Annotated in this window: 21 protein-coding genes; 8 read left to right on the plus strand and 13 right to left on the minus strand. The window is 58.5% G+C overall.

Annotated features, from left to right (window positions below):
- Window positions 1-37: 37 nt before the first annotated feature.
- From ACR0JN_RS16740 to ACR0JN_RS16765, 6 genes are all read right to left on the minus strand, one after another.
- The gene (locus ACR0JN_RS16740) at window positions 38-943 is read right to left on the minus strand and encodes a LysR substrate-binding domain-containing protein (RefSeq protein ID WP_480887320.1); all 906 of its coding nucleotides are present in this window, start codon (window positions 941-943) and stop codon (window positions 38-40) included.
- Between the two features lie 304 nt (window positions 944-1,247).
- On the minus strand, window positions 1,248-2,861 hold the full coding sequence (locus tag ACR0JN_RS16745) for an N-acyl-D-amino-acid deacylase family protein (protein WP_480887322.1): 1,614 nt from the start codon (window positions 2,859-2,861) through the stop codon (window positions 1,248-1,250).
- Window positions 2,862-2,869: 8 nt separating this feature from the next.
- The gene (locus ACR0JN_RS16750) at window positions 2,870-4,159 is read right to left on the minus strand and encodes a TRAP transporter large permease (protein WP_480887324.1); all 1,290 of its coding nucleotides are present in this window, start codon (window positions 4,157-4,159) and stop codon (window positions 2,870-2,872) included.
- A complete protein-coding gene (locus ACR0JN_RS16755; RefSeq protein ID WP_480887327.1) occupies window positions 4,156-4,695 on the minus strand; it encodes a TRAP transporter small permease in 540 nt (179 codons plus the stop codon). Before ACR0JN_RS16755 ends, ACR0JN_RS16750 begins: the two co-directional genes overlap by 4 nt.
- 65 nt (window positions 4,696-4,760) lie before the next feature.
- Window positions 4,761-5,759 (minus strand): TRAP transporter substrate-binding protein, encoded by a 999-nt coding sequence (locus ACR0JN_RS16760; protein WP_480816466.1) that lies wholly within the window; start codon window positions 5,757-5,759, stop codon window positions 4,761-4,763.
- 242 nt (window positions 5,760-6,001) lie between these two features.
- Window positions 6,002-6,940 (minus strand): LysR substrate-binding domain-containing protein, encoded by a 939-nt coding sequence (locus ACR0JN_RS16765; protein ID WP_480887328.1) that lies wholly within the window; start codon window positions 6,938-6,940, stop codon window positions 6,002-6,004.
- A gap of 98 nt (window positions 6,941-7,038) precedes the next feature.
- Between ACR0JN_RS16765 and ACR0JN_RS16770 the strand changes: the two genes are divergently transcribed.
- Complete coding sequence (locus ACR0JN_RS16770; RefSeq protein WP_480887330.1) at window positions 7,039-8,667, plus strand: amidohydrolase; 1,629 nt, start codon at window positions 7,039-7,041, stop codon at window positions 8,665-8,667.
- On the plus strand, window positions 8,664-9,545 hold the full coding sequence (locus ACR0JN_RS16775; RefSeq protein WP_480816469.1) for a CobW family GTP-binding protein: 882 nt from the start codon (window positions 8,664-8,666) through the stop codon (window positions 9,543-9,545). Before ACR0JN_RS16770 ends, ACR0JN_RS16775 begins: the two co-directional genes overlap by 4 nt.
- A 28-nt stretch (window positions 9,546-9,573) precedes the next feature.
- Here ACR0JN_RS16775 and ACR0JN_RS16780 read toward each other — a convergent pair whose 3' ends face one another.
- Window positions 9,574-11,127 (minus strand): winged helix-turn-helix domain-containing tetratricopeptide repeat protein, encoded by a 1,554-nt coding sequence (locus ACR0JN_RS16780; RefSeq protein ID WP_480887331.1) that lies wholly within the window; start codon window positions 11,125-11,127, stop codon window positions 9,574-9,576.
- Window positions 11,128-11,309: 182 nt separating this feature from the next.
- On the opposite strand from ACR0JN_RS16780, the gene mddA reads away from it, so the two are divergent.
- From mddA to ACR0JN_RS16810, 6 genes are all read left to right on the plus strand, one after another.
- Window positions 11,310-12,068, plus strand: a complete 759-nt coding sequence (gene mddA, locus ACR0JN_RS16785; RefSeq protein ID WP_480887333.1) for a methanethiol S-methyltransferase — start codon at window positions 11,310-11,312, stop codon at window positions 12,066-12,068.
- Between the two features lie 29 nt (window positions 12,069-12,097).
- Complete coding sequence (locus ACR0JN_RS16790; protein ID WP_480887335.1) at window positions 12,098-12,844, plus strand: alpha/beta fold hydrolase; 747 nt, start codon at window positions 12,098-12,100, stop codon at window positions 12,842-12,844.
- A 114-nt stretch (window positions 12,845-12,958) separates the two neighbouring features.
- The gene (locus ACR0JN_RS16795) at window positions 12,959-13,438 is read left to right on the plus strand and encodes a GFA family protein (RefSeq protein WP_480887337.1); all 480 of its coding nucleotides are present in this window, start codon (window positions 12,959-12,961) and stop codon (window positions 13,436-13,438) included.
- A 21-nt stretch (window positions 13,439-13,459) separates the two neighbouring features.
- Window positions 13,460-13,825 (plus strand): phospholipase D-like domain-containing protein, encoded by a 366-nt coding sequence (locus ACR0JN_RS16800; RefSeq protein ID WP_480887338.1) that lies wholly within the window; start codon window positions 13,460-13,462, stop codon window positions 13,823-13,825.
- Window positions 13,825-14,013 carry a hypothetical protein gene (locus ACR0JN_RS16805; RefSeq protein ID WP_480887340.1) on the plus strand — a complete coding sequence of 63 codons (189 nt, stop codon included), beginning with the start codon at window positions 13,825-13,827 and terminating at the stop codon, window positions 14,011-14,013. The genes ACR0JN_RS16800 and ACR0JN_RS16805 overlap by 1 nt, the downstream gene beginning before the upstream one ends.
- Window positions 14,006-14,284: a hypothetical protein gene (locus ACR0JN_RS16810; protein ID WP_480887343.1), complete on the plus strand. Its 279-nt coding sequence runs from the start codon at window positions 14,006-14,008 to the stop codon at window positions 14,282-14,284. The genes ACR0JN_RS16805 and ACR0JN_RS16810 overlap by 8 nt, the downstream gene beginning before the upstream one ends.
- A 225-nt stretch (window positions 14,285-14,509) precedes the next feature.
- Here ACR0JN_RS16810 and arcC read toward each other — a convergent pair whose 3' ends face one another.
- The 6 genes from arcC to ACR0JN_RS16840 form a co-directional block, all read right to left on the minus strand.
- Window positions 14,510-15,439, minus strand: coding sequence for a carbamate kinase (gene arcC / locus ACR0JN_RS16815; protein ID WP_480887344.1), 930 nt, complete (start codon window positions 15,437-15,439; stop codon window positions 14,510-14,512).
- A 4-nt stretch (window positions 15,440-15,443) separates the two neighbouring features.
- Window positions 15,444-16,445 carry an ornithine carbamoyltransferase gene (gene argF / locus ACR0JN_RS16820; RefSeq protein WP_480816478.1) on the minus strand — a complete coding sequence of 334 codons (1,002 nt, stop codon included), beginning with the start codon at window positions 16,443-16,445 and terminating at the stop codon, window positions 15,444-15,446.
- A 30-nt stretch (window positions 16,446-16,475) separates the two neighbouring features.
- On the minus strand, window positions 16,476-17,702 hold the full coding sequence (locus ACR0JN_RS16825; RefSeq protein WP_480887346.1) for an arginine deiminase: 1,227 nt from the start codon (window positions 17,700-17,702) through the stop codon (window positions 16,476-16,478).
- Window positions 17,703-17,705: 3 nt separating this feature from the next.
- Complete coding sequence (locus ACR0JN_RS16830; RefSeq protein ID WP_480887348.1) at window positions 17,706-19,058, minus strand: amino acid permease; 1,353 nt, start codon at window positions 19,056-19,058, stop codon at window positions 17,706-17,708.
- A gap of 4 nt (window positions 19,059-19,062) precedes the next feature.
- On the minus strand, window positions 19,063-20,469 hold the full coding sequence (locus ACR0JN_RS16835; RefSeq protein ID WP_480887349.1) for a YfcC family protein: 1,407 nt from the start codon (window positions 20,467-20,469) through the stop codon (window positions 19,063-19,065).
- A 623-nt stretch (window positions 20,470-21,092) separates the two neighbouring features.
- Window positions 21,093-22,604: a M81 family metallopeptidase gene (locus ACR0JN_RS16840; RefSeq protein ID WP_480887351.1), complete on the minus strand. Its 1,512-nt coding sequence runs from the start codon at window positions 22,602-22,604 to the stop codon at window positions 21,093-21,095.
- Window positions 22,605-22,611: the final 7 nt, after the last annotated feature.

Genomic DNA, 22,611 nt, shown 5'->3' on the forward strand with positions numbered 1-22,611 from the left:
CGGTACTGCAAAATCCTCATCAGGAGATGAAGAAAATTCAACTCTTCTGGCCCACCAGCCAGTCATGAAATCGCTTTAGATCAGACCGCATGGACCCTTTGGGTCTCACCACGTAATAAGCGATATTGTCGGCATCCGGAACATCGAAGGGGGCGCACAGCACCCCTGCGGACAGCAGCGGGTCGACCAGCGGCCTGCGCCCCAGCGCGACGCCCAACCCATCCTGCGCGGCCTGAACGGTCAGCTCATAGGTCTCAAGACCGTAGCGCTGACCCGTGGCCGGAGGCTGAAGGCCACGCGCCTTGCACCATCCGTTCCATTCGGCATCCACGGTGGTGTTCACCAGAATGCGTTGGGTTTTCAGAACCTCAGGCAATGGCATCTCGCCAAGGGAGGTCGCCAGTTTTTGGGACATCACGGGCACGATCTGTTCGGGCAAAAGGGGTGTAACCACGGCCCCGGGCCAGTTCCCTGTCCCGCGCCGGATCGCCAGATCGACATTCTCGCGTTCCAGATCGACCACGCGAGTCGTGGTGACCAGATTGACCTCAAGATCCGGGTGGCTGCGTTCCAGCCCGGCCAGCCGGGGCAACAGCCACCCGGCGGCAAAGGAGGGCGTCAGCGTCAGAGAAATCCGTTTTCGACCCGGCATCGACCGAATGGCCTCGGTCGCGCGCAGAATCTCGGACATCGGGCCCTTTATCCGGTCGAAGAACTGGCTACCGTCGGCGGTCAGATACAGCCGCCCCTTGCGGTTTTCGATCAGCCGGACACCCAGTTCGGCCTCAAGCGATTTGACCTGATGGCTGATGGACGAGGCCGACACGTTCAACCGCTCAGCCGCCTTCACGGCGCTGCCTGTCAGGGCAACCTCGTAAAAGGATTTCAAACCACCGAAAGGCGGGAAATAATCATGCTGATCCGTAGGTTTATTTGATGGCATGCCGGTATGTTAGCGCGAGAGTATTCAAATGGCAGCCGCTGAAGTGGTGGGTCGCTAAAATCTTATTGATATGTTTTCCCCAGCCCGGCGCAACGAAGGGTATCGGCAGCAAAAGACCTTTCATGGAGGGAGGCAAACTCAGCTGATCACGTTGGTAACCTCGATGTCATCTAAGGTAATGGATGCGAACCAACTCCTGTGCCGGGGCTGTCATTTTGATAAACCGTTGAGCCTGCTCAACAGCGTTGTTCAAACAACTTAGGTTTGATGATTGGCACTTTGGGTAGGCGGCCAAGGCGACAGATCACGCCAAGCTACTGAAATCGCGCAGAACCCGGCCCGAGTTATTGGCAGTGCGTTGGCCGTTTTTCATCGCAAATTGTCCATTAACCAGAACATGGGCGATGCCAGATGCATAGCGCCGCGGGTTTTTGGCTGTTGCATTGCTTGCAATGTTGGCTTGATCGAACACGCAGATGTCAGCCTTTTGCCCTTGGGCCAGAGACCCTCGGTTCTTCAAACCTAGCCGATTGGCGGGGATCGATGTCAGCTTGGCCACACCTTGTTCCAACGTCAGCGCCGCTTTGTCGCGCACGTAGAACTGCAAGAACCGGGCCGCCCAGCCATAGCCCGAAAGCGAGCCGATATGGTCTTTCAGGATGCCTTCGTTCGCGATAGCAACCGTGTCCGAGATCACCGCGCATTCTGGTTGGCCCAGACACAGTTCGACATCTGAATTGCGGAAAGACTTCGAAGACCACATGCAGGCCATCAGGTTCTCGCCTTCCTCCAGCAGGATATCCAGTACGGCATCGTAGGGGTGGCAATTGCGCATCCGTCCGATCTCGGCAAAGTCGGCACCGACGATGTCTTTGTTGACGGTGGCGTTCAGCAGGATGATGTCTGACCATTTCTCGGCCTTGACGATCAACCACATGGGCTGCGGGTTGGCTTTGATCTTTTCGCGGCACTCCTGGTCGGCCAACCGTTTGAGGACATCATCGACTGACCCCGCCTGCGCCCATTTCGGCAGGATCGCGGCCATCAGCGTATGGTTCCAGTCGTGCGGTATGACGTCGAACGCGATGTCCACGTCGTGACGACGGGCCAGATCGATCATCTCGAGCGTATGGTCCATTGCGTAATCCGGCGCGCCGAATTTGGGCTGGATATGACTGATCTGCAGTTTCGCGCCCGATTGCCGTGCTGTGGCGATGGCCTCGGCAAAGCCCAGATCATAGTGGGTGTCGCGGTTGCGCACATGGGTGGCATAGAGGCGTTTGTACTTCGCCGCGACCTCGCACATCGGGACCAGATGCTCAGGAGAAGCCAGACTGCCGGGGAAGTATTCCAGACCCGAAGAGAACCCCGCCGCGCCTTCATCCATGCATTGATCGACAAGACGTGCCATTTCGGCAATGTCCTCGGCCTCGCCCGGGTGCAGTTGATCGCCCAGAACCGCGCGATGCACCGTGCCGTGGCCGACAAAGGCCATGACGTTCACGCCAAGGTCGGTTGCGTCCAGCACGTCGAGGTAATCGCCGAACCCGAGCCACGTGTCGTGCTTGGCCTGATCGGTGTACCACGGTGCCACGCGGCTGATATCCTCTGGGTTGTTCACCGGTGCGCAGCTGATGCCGCATTGGCCGATCACCTCAGTCGTCACCCCTTGATGTACTTGGCTTTCCGCGCGCCCATCCGCGATCAGGGTGAAATCGGAATGGGTGTGCATGTCGATGAAGCCAGGCGCGACCACCAGACCTGAGACGTCGATCTCTTGCGCGGCCTTGCGCTCAGATAGCTCACCTGTGGGGACCACAGCGGTGATTTGTTCACCTGTGACCGCCACGTCGCCGACAAACCCGTCCCGCCCTGTGCCATCGACAATCGTGCCGCCTTTCAGAACAAGATCGACCATGTCGCCTCCTATTTCGCTTCTCCGTACAGCCAGTCGGGCAGGAAAGTGGTAAGGTCGGGGAAGAATATCAGGATCACCATGCCGATGACATAGGCCAGAATGAACGGCAGCACTGCGACGGATATCCGTTCAATCGAGATGCCGGATATCCGCGCCGCAACCGTAAGGTTCGCGCCCAAGGGGGGCGTCAGGAAGCCGATCTCGCAGGTGATGACGGTGAAGATGCCGAACATCACCGGATCCACGCCCAGCGAACTGACCAGCGGCAGGAACACGGCGGTGAACAGGACGATCTGGGCCAGCGACTCCATGAATGTGCCGATGAAGATGTAGAACACGCCGATCAGCAGCAGCACGAGGAACTTGTTCTCGGTGATCGAGGTGATGCCGTCCTGAACCGCCGTGGGCACGTCATAGAACGCGGTCAGTTGCCCGAAGGCCAGCGTGGGCGTCAGCAGGATCAGGATGCCGGTCAGCAATGAGGTAAAGCGCAGGGCCTCGATCAGTTTTTTGATCGTCAATTCTCGGTAGATGAAGAAGCCCACGAACAGCGAATAGAACACGGCAACGCCTGCGGCCTCGGTTGGGGTGAAGGCCCCGCCATAGATGCCGCCCAGGATCAGAACCGGAGCGCCGATGGACCATTTGCCATCCCACGCCGCGCGCAGGAAAGGACCCCAGGAAAACCGCTCACCGTCGCCTCCGTACCCGCGGCGGCGGGCGACGATGTATGTGGTGATCATCAGCAGGATCGTGACCATGACCCCCGGAATCAGCCCGGCCAGAAACAGACGCGGGATCGAGGTTTCCGAGACCAGGCCATAGATGATCAGCAGGTTCGAGGGCGGGATCAGGCTGCCCAACGCGCCCGCACTGGCAGTGATGGCGGCGGCAAAGGGCACGTCGTAGCCTTCGCGCTTCATCGCCGGAACCGTGACCGACCCAATCGCCGCCGTGGTGGCGGGGCCGGAACCCGAGAGCGCGGCAAACAGCATGCAGGCAAACACTGTCACCAGCCCCATTGACCCGCGATAGGCCCCAACAAGGTTGGTCGCGATCGAGATCATGCGGGTCGCCATGCCGCCCACTTCCATCAATCGCCCGGCCAACACGAACAGAGGAATGGTCAGCAGAGGAAACGGCGTCAGGCTGCCATAGCCGGTCTGCGCCATCAGCGTGTAGGGGATGTCGATCAGGTACAGTGCCAAAGCCGTGGTCAGACCGACCGACACGAACAGCGGCACGCCAATGACCGTCAGCACCACAAAGGCGACGGCCAGAACCATCAGAGAGCTCATATCTGATGCTCCTGATCTTTCGTGGTGGCTTCCCACTCCTCATTCAGCATGCCCGGCAAACCGTTTCGCCCGTCACGCCACCAGTTGACGTAAGTCTGCAACAGACGGATCAGCATCAGGGCGTAACCGATCACGAGAATGGTCTGCGGATAGAACTGATTGATGCCAAGGCTGGGGCTGGTTTCAGGAAACCGCCAGAAGATCGCCAGATAGTCCCAACTGATCCGCAGCATGAACAGGCAGAAGAAGGCCCAGAAGATGTCAGCGATGAAGATGACGATCTTGCCAAACCCGGTGGGCAGCGCCTGTACCGCGACCATGATGCGGATATGGAACCGCTCGCGCACGCACAGCGACGCGCCCATATAAACCGCCCAGACCATGCACATGGCGGCGGTTTCCTCGGTCCAGTGCAGGGCGACCTGAAACACATAGCGTGCCACCACCTGTGCAAAAACCGCCACGGCGATCACCGCCAGGCAGGTGCAGCAGATCAGTTCCTCGAAATGCCGTTCGAGCCACTTCAGAGCAGCCATCATTGTCCCTCGTCCGCTTTACGGGCCGAAAAAAAGGGCGCCTTCTTGGGGCGCCCTTGTTCAGTTTATTGGGCTGCAGCCTGAATGGCGTTCACCAGTGCGATGAAATCTTCACCCCGCTTTTCAGCGAATTCCTGCTGAACACCCTGAGCAGCGGCAATGAAGTCAGCGCGGTCCGGATCGGTGCGCGCCATGCCGCCCTCATCAACCAGCCACTGGCGCACTTCTTCCGTTTCGGTTGCAACCTGGGCCGCGAACTCTGCGCCAGCCTCTTCGGCGGCAGCCATGATCTGCGCGCGCTGCTCATCATTCAGCTTCTTCATGAAGTTGTCCGACGCAAAGAGCGGTGCAAATGCCACGAAATGTTCTAGGATGACCAGATGCGGCTCGAACTCAAAGAACTTCATGTCGCGGATGAAGGACGTGCCGTTGTCGCCGCCATCCACAGTACCGGTCTGCAGCGCAGTGGGGGTTTCGGACCACGCCAGCGGCACCGGGTTCGCGCCAAAGGCCTCGAACGTGGCAATCATGACCTCATTTTTGGGCACGCGGATTTTCAGGCCTTCCATATCAGCCATGGTGTTCACCGGGCGCACCGAATTGTAGAAATCCCGATAGAGCGCCGGACCAAAGGCCAGAAGGTGCACGCTGGTGTCGGCCTGTAGCTGGTCTTTCATCTGCTGGCCCACATCGCCGTTTAGCACACGATCCAGATGTTCGGCGTTCTGAAAGATGTAGGGCAACACCGTCACATCCATCAGCGGCCAATGGGGTGAGACGTTGTTGGCGGTGATAAAGAACCCATCGACCGTGCCCAGCTGCATGGCCTTGAACGCTTCATCCTCGCTCGAAATCTGGTTGCAGCAGCGTAGTTTGACCTCAATCGCGCCGTCCGTGTGTTCGGTGACCTTTTCCTGGAAGATTTTACCGAAACGGCCGTAAAGGGACTCCTCCGGGGCTCCAAAACCCACATTCATCGTGATGTCGGCGGCCCAAACGGATGTCGCGGATAGCGCAAATGCCAAAACCGGCATCGTCACTTTTCTAAAATTGCTCAGTTTCATAAAGTCCTCCTGGTTGGTCGCGTGTATTATCTTGCCGTTTGTCGCCCCGATTTTATTTTAGTTTCACGCAAGGCTAGTACGAGAAGGTCGAATTCTGCAAATCCAGCACGTTGATGGTCTTGCCAAAAGCTGGGGTTTTGAAACCTTCTTCCGGGGTGAGTGTTGTGGGCAAACGCTACTCAATCCTGATAAATGCAGAAAACCATTGTTTTGTCGGGGTATTCATACATTTTTTGGCGCAATCAGAGAGCGTTAGGCTCAGTGGTTGAAATAAGATGGTCAAATCCACCCTGTTCCGCGATTTCACCGCAGGTTTCCAGCACCGTCCGTACTAGGGCCGATCGTTTACCGGCGCCGGTATAAGCCACCCCGTAATACGGCGTGTCTTGGTGCCCCGAAATAGGGCGCGCTACGTACCCATTCTGACCCATTCTGTCCAAGGGCCCGCAAATGTTCAGGATCGCATAGCCCAGATCAGCCCCGACCATACCACGCAAAACGGATGAGCTTTTGGTAGTGTGCGCAACGCGCGGCCGCAGTCCTTCGGCGGTGAAGAGCGCCTCAAAGTAGTCAGGCGCGCCGGGTAGGTCCAAAAGGATCATGGGCAGATCAGCCAATTCGGACAGCGCGACCTGCGCTTTTTGTGCCAGTGGCGAAACATCCGGGATCAAGGCAATCGGCGCAGCTTTGAACATCGCCAAAAAGGGTTGGGTTTTGGGTGCGGCACGGCGATAGGTCAATGCCAGATCAACGACACCACTGTTCAGCATCTCAGCAATGCTGAGCATATCGCCCTCTTTAATCTCAACCCTGATCTTCGGAAAGTCCTGAGAGATGCGCTTCAGGATCGGTGGCAAAACATATGGGGCGGTGGGTGCGTAACACCCCAGGCGCAGAGTGCCCGCCGGATCGCCGGTCAATGTCAGCAAATCAGATTCAAAGATCCGCGCCTGCTCCAGGAAACTGCGAATTCGCGCCCCGATTTCGATCCCCTTGTCGGTGGCCACGATCCCTTTGGCGGGCATACGGCGCAACAGTTCAGTCTGCGTGGTGCTTTCGATCATGTCGATGGCAGCGGTGATCGAAGATTGGGAAATATTCATCTCGACCGACGCCCGGGCGATTGAACCGGTGCGCAGGGCTGCGTCAAAATACTGAAGCTGTTTGAGGGTGAAGCGCACAGCCTATCCTTCATTTTTTGTGTGATACTCAGATGGTAATTCTATTTTTCCATGTGACCAAGCTTGGATAGCTGTGGGGAAACAACGACAGGACGGCGATGCAAAAAACCCTTCTTTTCTGTGCAAAATCGGTTGTGACGATGGACCGGACCCAGCCCTATGCAACGCATGTCGCGGTACGGGACGGACGAATACTAGCCGTCGGCGGCCCGGATTGCGCGGTGCCATGGGGGGGTGCCGACGAGATTGTCGACCTGTCCGATCACGTGCTGATGCCCGGCTTCGTTGAAGGCCATGCCCACATGATGGCAGGGGCCATGTGGAATTATGTCTATTGCGGCTACCACGACCGGATTGATCCGCAAGGGCAACAGCACAAGGGCATGACCGAGATCGGGCAGGTCATAGATCGGCTCAGGCAATTCGATGCAGACCAGCCGGCGGATCAGCCCTTGGTGGGTTGGGGGTTTGACCCGATCTTTCTGACCAGCGAACGGCTCAGCCGGCACAATCTGGATCAGGTCAGCCTGGATCGACCGATCGCAATCCTGTTTTCGAACTTTCACCTTCTGTGCGCCAACACTGCCGCGTTAAAACTGGCCGGGTACGACCGGGACACCAATGTGGAGGGCGTCATCAAGGATGATGACGGAGAGCCCACCGGCGAGTTGCAGGAGATGGCGGCGATGTTCCCCGTCATGCGTCGGCTCGGAATTGATTTCCGGGCGCTGACCCAGACTGACGCCGCCCTTCGCACCTATGGTGAAGTCTGCAAGCGCGCGGGCGTGACCACGGTTACCGACCTTTTTGCTACGCTTACGGAAGACGATGTGACACGACTGAACACCGCGACCAACCGTGCGGATTTTCCCGTTCGTCTTGTCCCCGCTCTGGGCGCGATGGGGGCAACGCCCGAGGATATCGCGGTTGCGGCTCTGAAGATGCGCCAGGCATCGACCGACAACCTGCGTCTGGGGGCGGTCAAATTGATGACAGACGGGTCAATTCAGGGCTGGACCGCCCGGGTCCGCGCGCCCGGATATATCGGTGGGCAACCCAACGGGCTTTGGAACACCGCGCCTGACCTGATCTTTCAACTGTGCGAAGCGATGCAGAAACACGGGTTGCAGATGCATATCCATGTGAATGGGGACGAAGCGGCAGAGGTGACGTTGGATGCGCTTGAGGCCGCCGCGCGAAAACACCCTTGGCCCGGTGCGCGCCACGTCTTGCAGCATTGTCAGATGATGGATGCAGCCTTGTTCCGGCGCGCCGCCGAACTGGGCGTTGCCTGCAACATCTTTGCCAATCACATCTGGTATTTTGGCGACCAGCATGCCGCGTTGACCATCGGTCCGAACCGGGCTTGTGCGATGGATGCCGTACGCGATTGCCTTGACGCCGGGGTTGTCACCGCGATCCATTCTGACGCGCCGGTGACGCCAATGGGGCCTCTGTTCACCGCCTGGTGCGCTGTGAACCGGCAAACCATGAGCGGGCAGATACTGGGCCCCGCCCAATGCATCACCGTTGAAGAGGCGCTTTACGCGATCACCCTCGGAGCCGCGCAGACGTTGAAAATGGATAATGAGATCGGCTCGATCGAAACCGGAAAGCGCGCTGATTTCGTCGTGTTGGGCGATGACCCTTTGGGCGTTGACCCGGTCGCGCTGAAAGACATACCGGTTCTGGGCACCGTTCTGGGCGGCGAGGTCCATCGCCTATGAAGCGCTTGCCTCTGACCGTGATCGGCGGATATCTGGGTGCGGGGAAAACAACCCTGATCAACCGGATATTGGGGTCGGATCACGGGCTGCGAATTCTGGTTCTGGTGAACGATTTCGGTGCGATCAACATTGATGCCAGCCTGCTGGTCTCGGCCAGAGAAGACACGCTGGAACTGTCCAATGGCTGCGTGTGCTGCACCATGGGTGCGGACTTGTTTCTTGCCGTCGGCGACGCGTTGGACCGTCACCCCCGCCCCGATCACATGATCATCGAAGCCAGCGGCATCGCCGATCCTGCCCGTATCGCAAACGTCGCCCATGCCGAACCCGACCTGCTGTATTCCGGAATCGTCACGGTTGTGGATGGCCTCCAATTCGACGCCTTGACCCGCGATCCGTTGATCGCGCCGCAGTTCAACCACCAGATCGCTTGCGCGCAACTGGTCGCGGTCAGCAAAGCGCTGTTGGATCAGAGCTTGCGAAAAAACCTGTCAGCATTGAATTCCGGTGCAGAGATAACAACAAGCGAGCAGCTTGGGGTCGAGCAGCTTCTACTGACAGGGCAAGCCCAGACCGACATGACGCACGCGGCCCATCCGGCTTATGTAAAATGGTCGTACGCCGGGCCCCAATCCTTTGATCAGGCAGAGCTTTCCCTGATACTGACATCCCGGCCTGAGGCTCTCTATCGCTTCAAAGGCCACGTCCGGGGAAGACATGGCGCTGGCTTCGCGGTTCAAATCGTCGGTTCCGTCGTCGCGATTAACGAGGTTGCCCAGCCACAGCAAACCGAACTCATAGGCATTGGCCTTTCGGCCCGACTGGACGTTGAAACCTGCGATGCGTGGTGGGCCGAGGCGTCTGTCGGGACTAGATAGACGAGCCCACGCCGCATTCAGATGCATGTTATAGCGACAGCTTGTTCAGGGATGCGGTCAAGGCGTCCAGCCGATCCGTTTGACGCAGATTGAAATGGGTCAGGAACTCGGGCTTTCCGAACGGCACGTTTTTGGCGCGGATGGCCTCAACGCAGGTTCGGGCCTTGTCCGGGTTCCCGGCTTCGGCATGCACGACCGCGCCGATCATGAAGACATAGAGATGCGGATTGGGCGCGTTCAGCGCGTGGTCGGCATAGGTGCTGGCTGCGGTCAGGTCGCCCGAGGCGAAGGCGGCCAAAGCGCGGGTGCCGTACATGGATTGCAGATGTGGGTCTAACGGGCTGAGCCGCAGGGCTGTCTGCACTTTTTGGTCGGCTGTTTCACCGTTACACAGCACCGTGTTCAGCGTGGCATTGTTGTAAAAGCCAAAGGCGTAGTTGGGGTTCAGGTCGATGGATCGGTCCACCCAAACCAGCCCTTGTTCGGCGTCCCCAAGCAACCATTTCGCGCGCCCGTAGATCAGATTGCAGAACGGGTCCAGCGGGTCGAGCTGCAGTGCATCTTCGGCATGTCCCAGCGCCAATCTGGCATGCAGGCCCGTATCTGCTGCGAAATGCTGAAAGGCGTTTTTGAACTCGGTATAGGACAGCCCGCAATGGGCGCGGGCAAATCCCGGGTCTTGGGCAATTGCCGTTCGAAAGTGACCGGCAGCGACCTGATTGTCGGCATGATTGTATCGGTACATATGCCGTATCCCGAGATGATAGTGCCCCCATGCATCAAGGTTTTCCGAAGGGATGTGGGTCAGGCGGTCGGCTTCGTGTACCGGCAGGCGCAATTCAAGCGCGATGGCGAGGTCGCGCGCGATGCGGGCGCGCATCTCGTACACGTCCGCGATGGCTCCGGTCACTCGGTCGCTCCAGATCACCTGGCCGGATCGGGCGTCGGATAATTCGGTGTGGATGGCAATCCGGGTGTCCTGCCATTCCACGGTGCCCGAGGCCACAAACTGCGCGGCCAGTTGCGAACCCATGCGGGTCAAATCGGTGTCGGGTCCCGAAAACCGAAAGCTGGACCCGCGAGCGATGATATTGATCCAGCGCAGCCGGGACAGGGTGGCGATCAATTCCGCAGGTATCGCCTCGGCTATCGCGATTTGGGTGGGGTCACCACCGATCAGTTGAAAGGGCCGGATCGCCAACGTGGGTTTACCCGCCGCCGCGACAAACCCGCCCGGGTTGGGTTGGCGGGTGTCAACGGACCCGGCGCTGTGTTTTTCGGAAACCTCGGCCACGAACCGAAAACCGTGGCCGCGAATGGTGCGGATTATTGCCTGACGGTTTCCGTCATCGCCCAGGGCCTTTCGTATTTGGCGAATGGCGGTCGATAGCGATGCTTCGGTCACGATCAGATCGGGCCAGACCGCGGCAAATATCTGTTCCTTGGATACGGCGCGATTCCTGTTGCGGATCAGGAACTGCAGCAGGGCAAGGCATTTGGGCTCCAACGCAATGGGGCCGTTTGGGCCGGTCAGCTCCAAAAGCTCGGTATTCAGCCGATACGCGTCAAACTCATACAGCATTAAGTGTTTCTAGCCCGATCTTTGCGGCCGACACAAACCGCCTGATTTCAAGAAACCCTAAAATCTTCAGGAAATCCTCAGGCACCACTCAAGCAGAGGGTCCTGTCCCCGCGTAATCCTGTCATGGCCCGCCGACAGTTTGCGGGTCGCGTAGAACTTACATTTAACAACAGGAGCCAGAGATGAAACGTCCCGGCCTTATCCTCTATGGCATTACAGCCTATGTCTTTTTTAACATGGTCTTTCTTTACATGATCGCGTTTCTGCTTGGGCTTCCGGTGGCCAAAACGATCAACAGTGGCGCGCCCGGCCCCGTTGGTATGGCCGTGTTAATCAATCTTGGATTGGTCTTTCTGTTTGGCTTCTTCCACAGCCTGATGGCGCGGGACCGTTTCAAACGCTGGTGGACAACGATTGTCCCGGCTGAGGCTGAGCGCAGTACTTACGTTCTGCAATCGGCACTGTTTCTGGGCCTGGCCCTGTGGCAGTGGCAACCGATGCCCGCAACGATCTGGCAAGTCGGCGGTATCTACGCGTGGTTTGCCTACGCGGTCTGCGGCGCGGGTGTCGTTCTGGTCCTGCTGTCGACCTTCCTGATCGACCATTTCGAACTGTTCGGCCTGCGCCAGATCTGGTCGGCGAATACCGGTCGGGCGATGCCCAAGCCGCAGTTTCGCACCCCGGCGCTTTATCGCTTTGTGCGCCACCCGATGCAGTTGGGCGTCATTCTCGTGTTCTTTGGTACGCCCCATATGACGGCTGGCCACCTGCTGTTTGCCGGGGCGATGACGACCTACGTGCTGATCGGCTTGTGGTTTGAGGAGCGATCTCTGGTGCGCGAATTCGGCGACACCTATCGCGCCTATCAGAAATTGGTTCCGATGCTGATCCCCCGCCTGATCCCGATTGCCCGCAATGCGCTGAAATCCCCGGCGAGTTGACCGGGCCAATCGTGACTACGAGGTTTATGATGATACAGAATCTCCCCGTTATTCTTACCCTGCACGGCTCGGCCAGCACTGGCAAGCAGTGGCGCGCCTTGTCGGATGCGGTTTCAGGTCAGGCGACCGTGCTTGCACCGGACCTGCCCGGTTATGGTTCAGCGTCCTCGGACAAGTCGGACCGGCTGGACATGTTGTCTGCCCTGTTGGAGGGGCAGACGTGCCAGACCCATCTTGTGGCGCATTCCTTTGGCGGTGCAATTGCCTTGCAGTTGGCCAATACCTTACCGGACCGGGTACAGAGCATAACACTCTACGATCCGATCATTGTGTCGAATGAGGGTACGCAACATCTGTCGCCCGAATTGGATACGCTCTGGTTTGAACTGCGCGACCAGCCGCCTGTGACCTTGATCCGCGCGTTTATCGAGTTCTGGTCGGGGCAGGGAAGTTGGGCGCGATTGAACGCTGATCAGCAAAACCGTCTTTTGGCACATCACCCGGGCATGTTGCGCGACATGGCCGAGGTGTTCTCGGGTCGCTGGACGCCGGATCAGGTCCGCTACGCAGGTCCTCTAACCATTTTGCGGGGTGGCCGTTCGCCGAGGGCGACGGAGACCATGTGCCGGGCCTTGGCGCGGGCGCATCCCCAGGCCGTCGAATTGCTGCTTCCCGATCAGGGGCACATGGCCCCGCTGACCCATGCTGGCGCAATGGCTGAGGTCTTTGTCGACTGCCTGACACCGTATCTGGCGGGCAGCGCTTTGGCGGCGTGATCGAAACTCGGAAAGGCGCGGGACGGTTGCAGAAATTTGGCAGGCCCGGGCACGGCCAGAATCGACCCGGAATTATGAAACACGGCTCGAAATCCAGATGCAGGAGACTTGATCATGTGTGACGCTCGGTTGGACGGGGGCTGCGATTGTGGCGAGGTCCGCTACAGGCTTTTGGCTTCACCCTTGATCGTGCATGGCTGCCATTGCCGGAAGTGCCAGCGGCAAACGGGCAGTACACATGCGATCAATGCTCTGATCGAGGCCAGCAATGTTTTGCTGTTGTCCGGTGATATCGTTGCAGACATAGCCCAAACGCCGTCTGGTTGCGGGCAGAGGATTTCGCGCTGCGCAAACTGCCATGTGGCCGTCTGGAGCGAGTACTTGCGGTTTTCCAAGGTTGTCTCTGTCCAGATTCTGTTCATTCGCGCCGGGACCCTGGACGCGCCGCAACAGGTCCCGCTCGATGTTTACATCTATACCGACAGCAAACAGCCCCATGCGATCCTTCAAAACGGAGTTCCGGCCTTCGAGGCTTTCTACGATCTAAGACAGGTCTGGTCGCAAGAAAGCCTGAACCGCTTGCGGAGCAGGTGATGTTATGCACGTCGCGCGGGCTTGCATAAAAAGGCATATACCATCGACAACCGATACCTGTTTGTCGGGTCGTTCAACTGGAACCCCCGGTCGGTCAACATCAACACCGAAATGGGCGTGCTCGTTGACTATGGCGATTTGACAACCCGAGCCATGGTCGTACTTGATGAAGCTTTGAAGGAAAAACCTATTCGGTCCAGTATGATGAGGATGATCGTGTCACCCAGAGATCGCGCTGTGCGGATAGTGCGATCCTGCTGTATCGACATGAACCGACCGGCGGTTTCTTCGATCACATCAAGGCAGAGATTTTGGCCAATCTGCCCATTGGCTAGCAGCTTTAGGCCAGGGGGATACGCTGCGGAATTGGTGTTAGAGGTCTGTTGATGGATTTCTTTGTTGATGGGCTGAAGGGTATTCTATGGAACTATGTCCTTGTTTACGGTCTGTTGGGGGTGGGTCTTTTTTTCAAAATCCGGCTGGGTGCCCCGCAGTTCCTGCACTTTGGCGAGATCAGGACCATTGCCCGTGTCGCCGGGATTCTGGTGCCATTTGGAGAGTTCGAAGATGCTTAAACATGTCCTTCTGATATCAACGCTCAGCCTCGTGGGGGCCTGTTCAAGCAAATCGGATCAGGCTGTGACTACCCTGTCATGGAAGCAGGCCGTGGATCTGATCAACAGCGGCGATGTGGTCTCGGCCATACAAGCCCACAGCCGTCTAGTGACGCTCAGTTTGCGGGACGGCTCGGTTGAGACGGCAATGGAACCCGAACTTGACGATTTGTTCGACGTGATCCGCGAGTGCGGCAGCCCGTGTGATAGTATCGCCCTGGCATCGGAGTAGCGTTTTACAGCGCTTTGGGTCGTGCACGAAGTTCTGTCGGAAACAGTGCCTCCATCAATCAAGTCGACAACACTTCCGGCATTGCTTGCCCGCATTTGATCCGGGTGAGCCGGACCTATGGGTAAACGGGCCCGTAAGCACCACTGAACCACAAAGCCGCCGCCTGACGTCAGGCACAAAAAAACCCCGGCTGGAATACAGCCGGGGTTGCTTTCAAAGGTTCCCTCAGTGGAACTCGATCTCGGTGCAGTCGGTCGAGATCGTGGTGCCTTTGGTGCCTGCGACGATGCCTTCCAGATCGGCCAGCGCGCCGATGGCGGCGGCTTTGCCAGTGGATTTTGCGAACTGGCAGGCGGCCTCGACCTTGGGACCCATCGAGCCGGCGGCAAAGTCGTATTGCTCGATCATCTCGGGCGAGGCTTTTCGGATCGCGCGCTGGTTCGGGGTGCTCCAATCCAGATAGACCGCATCGGCGTCGGTGGCGGCCACGAACACGTCGGCATCGACCTCACGGGCCAGCAACTCGGTCGCCAGGTCCTTGTCGATCACGGCTTCGACCCCGTGCAATGCGCCATCCGTACCGTACGAGGTCGGAATGCCGCCGCCGCCTGCACAGATGACCACGGTGTTCTTCTCGACCAGCCACTTGATAGGCCGGATCTGGAAGATCCGCTTGGGCATCGGCGAGGCCACAACCCGGCGCCATTTGTCGCCGTCGGCCTTGATGATCCAGCCTTTTTCGGCGGCCAGACGCTCGGCTTCTTCCTTTTCGTAGACCGGACCGATGAATTTGGTCGGATCGGAAAAAGCCGGGTCTTCAGCATCGACCTCGATCATGGTCAGGATCGTGGCCAGCGGCGTTTCGGGCGGCAGCAGGTTTCCCAGCTCCTGCTCGATCATATAGCCGATCATGCCTTCGGTTTCAGCGCCCAGAACGTCCAGAGGATACACCTCATCGGGGTTATACGCATTGCCCTGAAGGGCCAGCAGCCCGACCTGAGGGCCGTTGCCATGGGTCACGACAAGTTCATGATCCACAGCGATTTTCGACAACGCTTCTGCAGCAACAGCGGTGTTTTCCCGCTGGTTTTCCGCGGTCAGAGCCTGACCGCGGCGCAACAGGGCGTTGCCACCAAGAGCGGTGACAACACGCATTTACTTAGCTCCCCAATGTGGCGACAAGAACCGCCTTGATGGTGTGCATCCGGTTTTCCGCCTGTTCGAACTGAACGCCGGCGGGGCTTTCGAAGACTTCCTCGGTGACTTCCATTTCCGAGATGCCAAACTGTTCGGCGATCTCTTTGCCGACCTTGGTTTCGGTGTTGTGGAAGGCGGGCAGGCAGTGCATGAACTTGACGTTGGGGTTGTTGGCCGCAGCCATCAGTTCCGCGTTCACCTGATAGGGGCTCAGCTGCTTGATGCGGCTTTCCCAGACCTCGGCGGCCTCGCCCATCGACACCCAAACGTCGGTGTGGATGAAGTCGACACCGTCCACAGCGGCTTTGGGGTCTTCGGTGATGGTCAGCTTGCCACCGTAACGCTTGGCCAGTTCCTCGGCGGGGCCGCGGAACTCGTCAGCGGGCCACAGCTCTTTCGGGGCAGCGATGCGCACGTCCATGCCCATCAGGCAGCCTGCGATCATCAGCGAGTGACCCATGTTCGAGCGCGCGTCGCCCACATAGGCATACTTGATGTCATGCAGCGGCTTTTCGCCGTATTCCTGCATGGTCAGCAGGTCGGCCAGCATCTGGGTCGGGTGGAACTCGTCGGTCAGACCGTTATAGACCGGCACACCGGCATAGTCGGACAGGGTCTGCACCAGCTCCTGGCCGAAGCCGCGATATTCGATGGCGTCGAACATGCGACCCAGAACGCGTGCGGTGTCCTTCATGCTTTCCTTGTGACCGATCTGCGACCCTTGCGGGCCCAGATAGGTGACACCGGCACCTTGGTCCATGGCCGCCACTTCGAAGGCGCACATGGTACGAGTCGAGGTTTTTTCAAAGATCAGGCAGATGTTCTTGCCCTGCAGGTGCTGGATTTCCGAACCGGCATATTTGGCCCGTTTGAGGTCGCGCGACAGGTCCAGCAGGTAGCGGATTTCGCGTTGTTCGAAGTCGAGCAGTTTGAGGAAGCTACGTCCTTTGAGATTGAAAGCCATTGTGATGTTTCCTTATGTGTGAGTGTGGGTTCAGTCGAGCGGATCGCGCGAGATGGGGCAGGTCATGCAGTGACCGCCGCCGCGCCCGCGGCCCAGTTCCGAACCCGAGATGGTGATGACTTCGATCCCTGCCTTACGCAGCAAGGTGTTGGTATAGGTGTTGCGGTCGTAGGCCACGACAACGCCCGGCTCCAGCGCCACGACGTTGTTGCCGTCATCCCACTGTTCGCGTTCCTGGTTGAAGCTGTCACCGCCGGTCTGGACGATGTGGAACTTCTTGATGCCAGCCGCGTCGGCGGCAACGTCAAACAGGTGGCCGCTTTCCTTGCGGAAATCGATAGAGCCTTCTTTGTTGCCGGGACGCAGGCTGTAGCATTCGACCTCGTCGCAGACTTCGACAAAGGCGGTTGCGATGTCGCGGTCGCACTGGCTGAACACGGTGTCCAGGTGCATCGCGGCGCGGGTCTTGGGCATCTGGCAGGCCACGACGCGTTCTGCCGCGCCTTTGGCGAACAGGGCCTTGGCAACCTGACCGACCGCTTGCGGTGTGGTGCGTTCGCCCATGCCGATCAGGACCGATTTGTTGCCCCAGGGCATGACATCGCCGCCTTCGACGGTGGCCGGGCCATGGTCGGTGTCGGGATCGCCCCACCAGATCTCGAAATCGGCATCCTTGAAATCGGGATGGAATTTGTAGATCGCGGTCACCAGCAGCGTTTCAGGCTTGCGGGCGGGCCAGTACATCGGGTTCAGCGTGACGCCGCCGTAAATCCAGCAGCTGTTGTCACGGGTGAACTGGGTGTTGGGCAGCGGCGGAATGATAAAGCCGTGCTGGCCAAGGTAGTTACCGAACATGCCGCTGGGCGAGAAAGGCAGGTCTTCGACGGCGATACCGCCGATCAGGAAGGTGGCCAGCGCATCGGCGGGAAGCTCGTCCAGCCACGAGCGCAGATCGGCCAGCATTCCAACGCCAACCTGGTCGTTGGTGATACGGCGGTCCAGAATCCACTTGCGAGCTTCGGGATCGCGGACAGTTGTTTTCAGCAGGCTCTGGAATTCAAGCACCTCGATTCCGCGTTCTTCCATTTTCATGCGGAAATCGGCGTGATCGGTGCGAGCCTTGTGGACCCAAAGGACGTCATCATAGAGAAGCTCGGAAGCGTTCCCCGGCGTCAATCGCGAATGGGCAAGACCAGGCTCGCAGACCAGAACTTTTCGGAGTTTTCCGACTTCGGAATAAGCACCAAATCCGTTCATTTTTCAGTTCCTTTTAAGGTTGTTTGAGATGTCAGAACACCGTTGCCAAACGTAGATCGGCAGGCCTGCCGTAAGCAGCAGGAACCCCCAGAACACGACCTCTGCGCCGGTTCCGTAGATGGCCCAGAGCGAGTAGAAGAACCCGATGGTAGCCAGTGCTATGACTTTGAAAGACTGCGTCTTTTCAATTTTCCGACCTGTCATCGCGTTGATCATCAGTTCTGCCAACGAGCAGACAAGGTAGGGAAACAGGGTTGAAAGCGTGGCCAGCAGGATGATGAACTCAAACTGCTCGGACAGGCTTTCGGTGTAGTTCATCAGGATCAGACCGCTGGCCATAAGGCTGGACACGATCAGTCCGAATGCAGGGGTGCCAGTGCGCGACAGTTGCGCGAACCGGCGCGGGAACAGCCCGTCGCGAGCAGCCCCCAAGGGAACCTGACCCGAGATCATGGTGAACCCGTTCAGTGTTCCGAATGTAGAGACACAGGCACCAAGCGCGATAAAGCCTGCGCCCGTCAGCCCCCACATGCTTTCGGCGACCAGGGCCAGCGGCGCGTTGCTGCCAGCCAGATCGGACGCGGGCAGAACACCCAGCGCCACGATGGTCACGCCGATATAGACCGCCGCCGCGATGCAGGCCCCAAGAATTGTTGCCCGCGGGATGGTCTTTTCCGGTTCGGCCACCTCGCCCGCAGGCACGGTGGCGGATTCCAGTCCGATAAAGGCCCACAATGTCAGGGCGGCACAGGCCGCGATGGCAGAAATAGAGCCTTGGCCGCTGGTGTTGACCGGAGTGAAATTCGCACTGTCGATATAAGCGATGCCCAACACGATAAGCGCGACTATAGGCAGGAGTTTCATCAGTGTTGTGACAAGTTGAATCAGACCTGCCTCTTGCACACCACGGATGTTCATCCATGTCAGCAGCCATATGGCGCCGAGCGATGTGGCCAGACCGGCCAGATGGCTCTCGCCGATGGCCGGAACCATAAAGCTCAGGTAGCTGGCAAAGGCGACGGCCACCGCCGCATTGCCCGACCACAGAGCAATCCAGTAGCCCCAAGCGATCAGGAACCCGGCGAAATCGCCGAAGCCTTCTCGTGCATATGCATAGGGGCCACCGGTTTTCGGGCTGAGCACAGCGAGCCGCCCGAAGATCAGGGCCAGCGTGACCGCGCCGATGGCGGTCACGATCCAGCCCACGAGTGAGATGGGACCGAACTCTGCCAGTGCCGAAGGCAGCAGAAAGATGCCGGACCCGATCATGTTGCCGACAACGAGTGCCGTGCACATCCACAAGCCGAGGGACGGCTGGCGGGCATTCATGCCATTGGAGGTGACAGCGGCACTCATCGGATCACACCATTGCTGCGGCGCTGAGGCCGATGACGATGATGATGGTCACGATAATCAGCAGCGGCCAGACGAACTTGAGCCAGCGCTGATAGGGCACGCGACCCAGGGCCAGACCACCCATGACAACGGCCGAGGTCGGAGTCACGAGGTTCACCAGACCCGAAGCGGACTGATAGGCGGTGACGACCAGGTCACGACCGACGTTCGAGAAGTCCGCCAGCGGTGCCATGATCGGCATGGTCAGAACGGCCAGACCCGAAGAGGACGGCACGAGGAACGACAGCACGGCCTGCAGACCGAACATGGTGTTGATGAAGGCCACCTTGCCAAGACCGTTCACTGCGCCTTCAGCCCAGTACAGAACGGTGTCGGTCATGTTGCCTGCGTCCATCACCACGACGATACCGCGGGCGATACCGATCACCAGTGCCACGCCCAACAGGTCGCGCGCACCGTCGACGAAGGTTGAGGTGAACTCTTCCTCGCCCATCCAGTCGATGACGCCGACCACTAGCGAGGCCGCGATGAACAGAGCCGACATCTCGGCCATCCACCAGCCACCGACAGACACACCCCAGATCATGACGCCAAAGCTGGCGGCAAAGATCGTCAGGATGATTTTCTGCTTGCCGGTGAATTCAACCGGACCATCGGCATCTTTGCCGCCGGTCAGGAAGTGCGCCTCGTTCGATTCTCGTCGGTCCGCTACGATCGACAGGTCTGGATTGGCGCGAACACGTTCCGCATATCGCATCACGTAGAACACGCAGGCCAGCCAGCCGACGATCAGGATGGCAAAGCGCAACAGGATACCGCTGGTGAACGGCACTTCGGCGGCGTTCGATGCGATAACGGTGGCGAAGGGGTTGATTGTGGACCCCAATGTCCCGATGCCCGCGCCCAGCATGATAATGGCGACCCCGGTCAGCGCGTCATAGCGTGCCGCGATCATCACCGGAATGACCAGCGCATAGAAGGCCAGCGATTCTTCGGCCATGCCGTAGATGGTGCCGCCTGCGGCGAACATCGCCATCAGGATCGGGATCATCCACTTTTCACGGCCTTTCATCTTGGCCATGGCGCTGGCGATACCTGCGTCAATCGCGCCGGTTTTGGTGACGACACCCAGGAAGCCGCCGATGACCAGCACGAACAGCGCGATGTCGATGGCACCCGCTTCGTAGCTGGCTGGGTTGTAGAACCCGGCGATCGGCGCCATCAGAACGTCATAGATGCCCTGAGGTGTAGATTCGACCACCGAATATGTGCCCGGAACCGGAACATCCCGGCCCAGATCTTCATTCAGAACTCTGTCATACTGTCCTGCCGGAACAATCCAAGTGGCCAGCGCGACCACGGCGATCAGGGCAAACAGAATAGTGTATGCGCTAGGGAATTTGAGCTTCATATCGAGCCCCCCTCTGAGAGATTAGCGATTTTTTGAGAGATGCTATGCTGCGACTCATGTCGGCCACAGCGTTGGCAGGTCGCCGCCCTGATAGGCCGGAAGAGAAAGAGATTCTTTGAGGTAAATCAAATTCTGTAAATCTCCGACACGTTGGCCTGAAAATTTTTGAAACCCTGTAAGCACTTTGATTTACGTCAAAAAATAAATTCGCATTTTTGCTCAATATTTTAGGATTCAATGATTTGGACCGTAACGTCAGCGCCGGGTGAGAGAGGTGCTGGCAGGTAAGACGGCTGTGCTAAGGGCAGCAGAATCATGAGCTAGACAGGGAAAGGCGGGCTTGTGACGCAGCCTTTGGCAGCGAAGAATACCAGTTCATCTAATGGCGGATCAGGTCCATGTTTGGTCTTAGGCACCCGTTTGAATTGTAACTGATCTCGTCTGCATCGAATTGATCAACGTGATCCGGAAAACTCGGTTCACGCACCGGCCGCAGCCCGTTCGAGCAATTTGTCCAACTTGCAGTCAAGGCCCACACGTAATTCTGCTTTCAAAGGGATCTGCAACGGAACCAACGGCCGAAGCGGCTAAATCCGAGGCTTGTCCAACGGGCCAGCGCGCCTTTATTGAACGCCTTCCACGACCCCCTCAGTGTCGGCTGACCAGTTCACACCTGTATCAATGGGGTGAATTGGGCGCGGTGTTTTTTTGAAATCTATTCGCGACAATTCGGGAGAGGTCAGGCCCGGACCGTCGATTTCGACAACGCGGTCAGGTGGGAAAAACTCGTCGAACCCCGCTCTGAAATGGCCGCGGGATTTAACGACGATTGCGTTGAATTCCGCGATGTCCAATCCAAATCGCTCTATGAAGGCAGGCTCGCATAGCTGGCGACGAATGCTGGAAACGATGATCAAAACGCCCTCGCACCTCAGAAGCGCGCATTGGCCAAGGTCTTGCTGGCCGCCCGCGTAAAGGCCGCGTCGGCAATTTACTGGGCCATCGGCCAATTTTACGACCTCGACCTCGGCCACATGACGCCCGGACTGGGGGTCGATTTCAGAGCGGTTGAATTCAGCCCGAAAGATTGCGCCCTCGCCAAGTTTAACAGCTTCTGCGGCGAGTTCGGGATCAAAAAGCATTCCGACCAAGGCGTTTTCGACGCCTGCTTCGAGCATGGCTTGCAGAATGGCCAGCGTGTTGCCACGCCCTCCACCGCCCGGATTGTCTGCGACGTCCGCAAAAATGCGAGAGGTGCTTGCGTCCGACATGTACCTGACGGCATCCGGTATCGAGGTGAGGTCAATTTGAAATTCACCTCGTGCATCCCAAAACGCCTGTGCAATGGTGCGTGCCGTTTCAAGCGCTGATGTGGAGTTGTCCGCCGAGACAGTCACGTTCACGCCAGCTTTCGAGGAATCGCCGACAGAAAAGCCAGCGCACAGCGAAACGTTCCAGATCGGACCGGTCGCTTGCGAAACGGCGAAATTCATCAAGCGGCCGTATGGTCCGCCAGTCGTATCCAGAGTGGTCGAGGGCGGAATGAACGGCAAGCGGACCAGTGCGCGTCCTGTCTGCTCTCCGTTCAGAAGCCGTTTCATCGCGGCGGCGGCTTCCTGTCCCCGTTCAAACTGGTCCACATGCGGATTGGTTCGATAGGCGGCAATAAAATCCGCGCCAGCAATCATGGCCGGGCTGACATGGGCATGTAAGTCCAACGTGACCACAAGTGGAGTGTCCGGCCCTACGATGCTACGGATCAGGGCAATCAGGGTCCCATCCGGGTCTTCGTCATTGGTTGCGATGCAGGCCCCATGCGCATCCAGATAGACGCCATCCACATCCGCCGGAAGCCGATCCCGAACCTCCTGCAAAAGGTCGTCGAAGAAGGGGCCTTCCATCATGCCGCCCGCGCCCGCAAAGGCCGCGAAGACCGGCACGGGTTCGAAATTGCCAAAGCTCTCTCTGAACCCTCTTGTGCCTGCTGAGGCCAACTCGGGTCTTTCTTTCAGGTCCCGGGCAAAGTCTTCGCCGATGACCAGGCGTTGGGCGGCAAAATCCGCGCGCGCCGTTATTGGAGCAGCGCGATTGCTTTCCAGGTGGAAATGGATCAGGGCAATCCGTGGCAGAGTCATGTTTTCG

The organism is Ruegeria sp. G12, assembly GCF_056533565.1.

Coding starts and splice junctions, on each gene's coding strand:
- ACR0JN_RS16745 (WP_480887322.1), bottom strand. CDS start 2,861: ATGGTCGATCTTGTTCTGAAAGGCGGCACGATTGTCGATGGCACAGGG.
- mddA (WP_480887333.1), top strand. CDS start 11,310: ATGAAACGTCCCGGCCTTATCCTCTATGGCATTACAGCCTATGTCTTT.
- ACR0JN_RS16790 (WP_480887335.1), top strand. CDS start 12,098: ATGATACAGAATCTCCCCGTTATTCTTACCCTGCACGGCTCGGCCAGC.
- argF (WP_480816478.1), bottom strand. CDS start 16,445: ATGGCTTTCAATCTCAAAGGACGTAGCTTCCTCAAACTGCTCGACTTC.
- ACR0JN_RS16830 (WP_480887348.1), bottom strand. CDS start 19,058: ATGAGTGCCGCTGTCACCTCCAATGGCATGAATGCCCGCCAGCCGTCC.
- ACR0JN_RS16840 (WP_480887351.1), bottom strand. CDS start 22,604: ATGACTCTGCCACGGATTGCCCTGATCCATTTCCACCTGGAAAGCAAT.
- ACR0JN_RS16775 (WP_480816469.1), top strand. CDS start 8,664: ATGAAGCGCTTGCCTCTGACCGTGATCGGCGGATATCTGGGTGCGGGG.
- ACR0JN_RS16750 (WP_480887324.1), bottom strand. CDS start 4,159: ATGAGCTCTCTGATGGTTCTGGCCGTCGCCTTTGTGGTGCTGACGGTC.
- ACR0JN_RS16810 (WP_480887343.1), top strand. CDS start 14,006: ATGCTTAAACATGTCCTTCTGATATCAACGCTCAGCCTCGTGGGGGCC.
- ACR0JN_RS16795 (WP_480887337.1), top strand. CDS start 12,959: ATGTGTGACGCTCGGTTGGACGGGGGCTGCGATTGTGGCGAGGTCCGC.
- ACR0JN_RS16825 (WP_480887346.1), bottom strand. CDS start 17,702: ATGAACGGATTTGGTGCTTATTCCGAAGTCGGAAAACTCCGAAAAGTT.
- ACR0JN_RS16770 (WP_480887330.1), top strand. CDS start 7,039: ATGCAAAAAACCCTTCTTTTCTGTGCAAAATCGGTTGTGACGATGGAC.
- ACR0JN_RS16740 (WP_480887320.1), bottom strand. CDS start 943: ATGCCATCAAATAAACCTACGGATCAGCATGATTATTTCCCGCCTTTC.
- arcC (WP_480887344.1), bottom strand. CDS start 15,439: ATGCGTGTTGTCACCGCTCTTGGTGGCAACGCCCTGTTGCGCCGCGGT.
- ACR0JN_RS16805 (WP_480887340.1), top strand. CDS start 13,825: ATGGATTTCTTTGTTGATGGGCTGAAGGGTATTCTATGGAACTATGTC.
- ACR0JN_RS16780 (WP_480887331.1), bottom strand. CDS start 11,127: ATGCTGTATGAGTTTGACGCGTATCGGCTGAATACCGAGCTTTTGGAG.
- ACR0JN_RS16760 (WP_480816466.1), bottom strand. CDS start 5,759: ATGAAACTGAGCAATTTTAGAAAAGTGACGATGCCGGTTTTGGCATTT.
- ACR0JN_RS16835 (WP_480887349.1), bottom strand. CDS start 20,469: ATGAAGCTCAAATTCCCTAGCGCATACACTATTCTGTTTGCCCTGATC.
- ACR0JN_RS16755 (WP_480887327.1), bottom strand. CDS start 4,695: ATGGCTGCTCTGAAGTGGCTCGAACGGCATTTCGAGGAACTGATCTGC.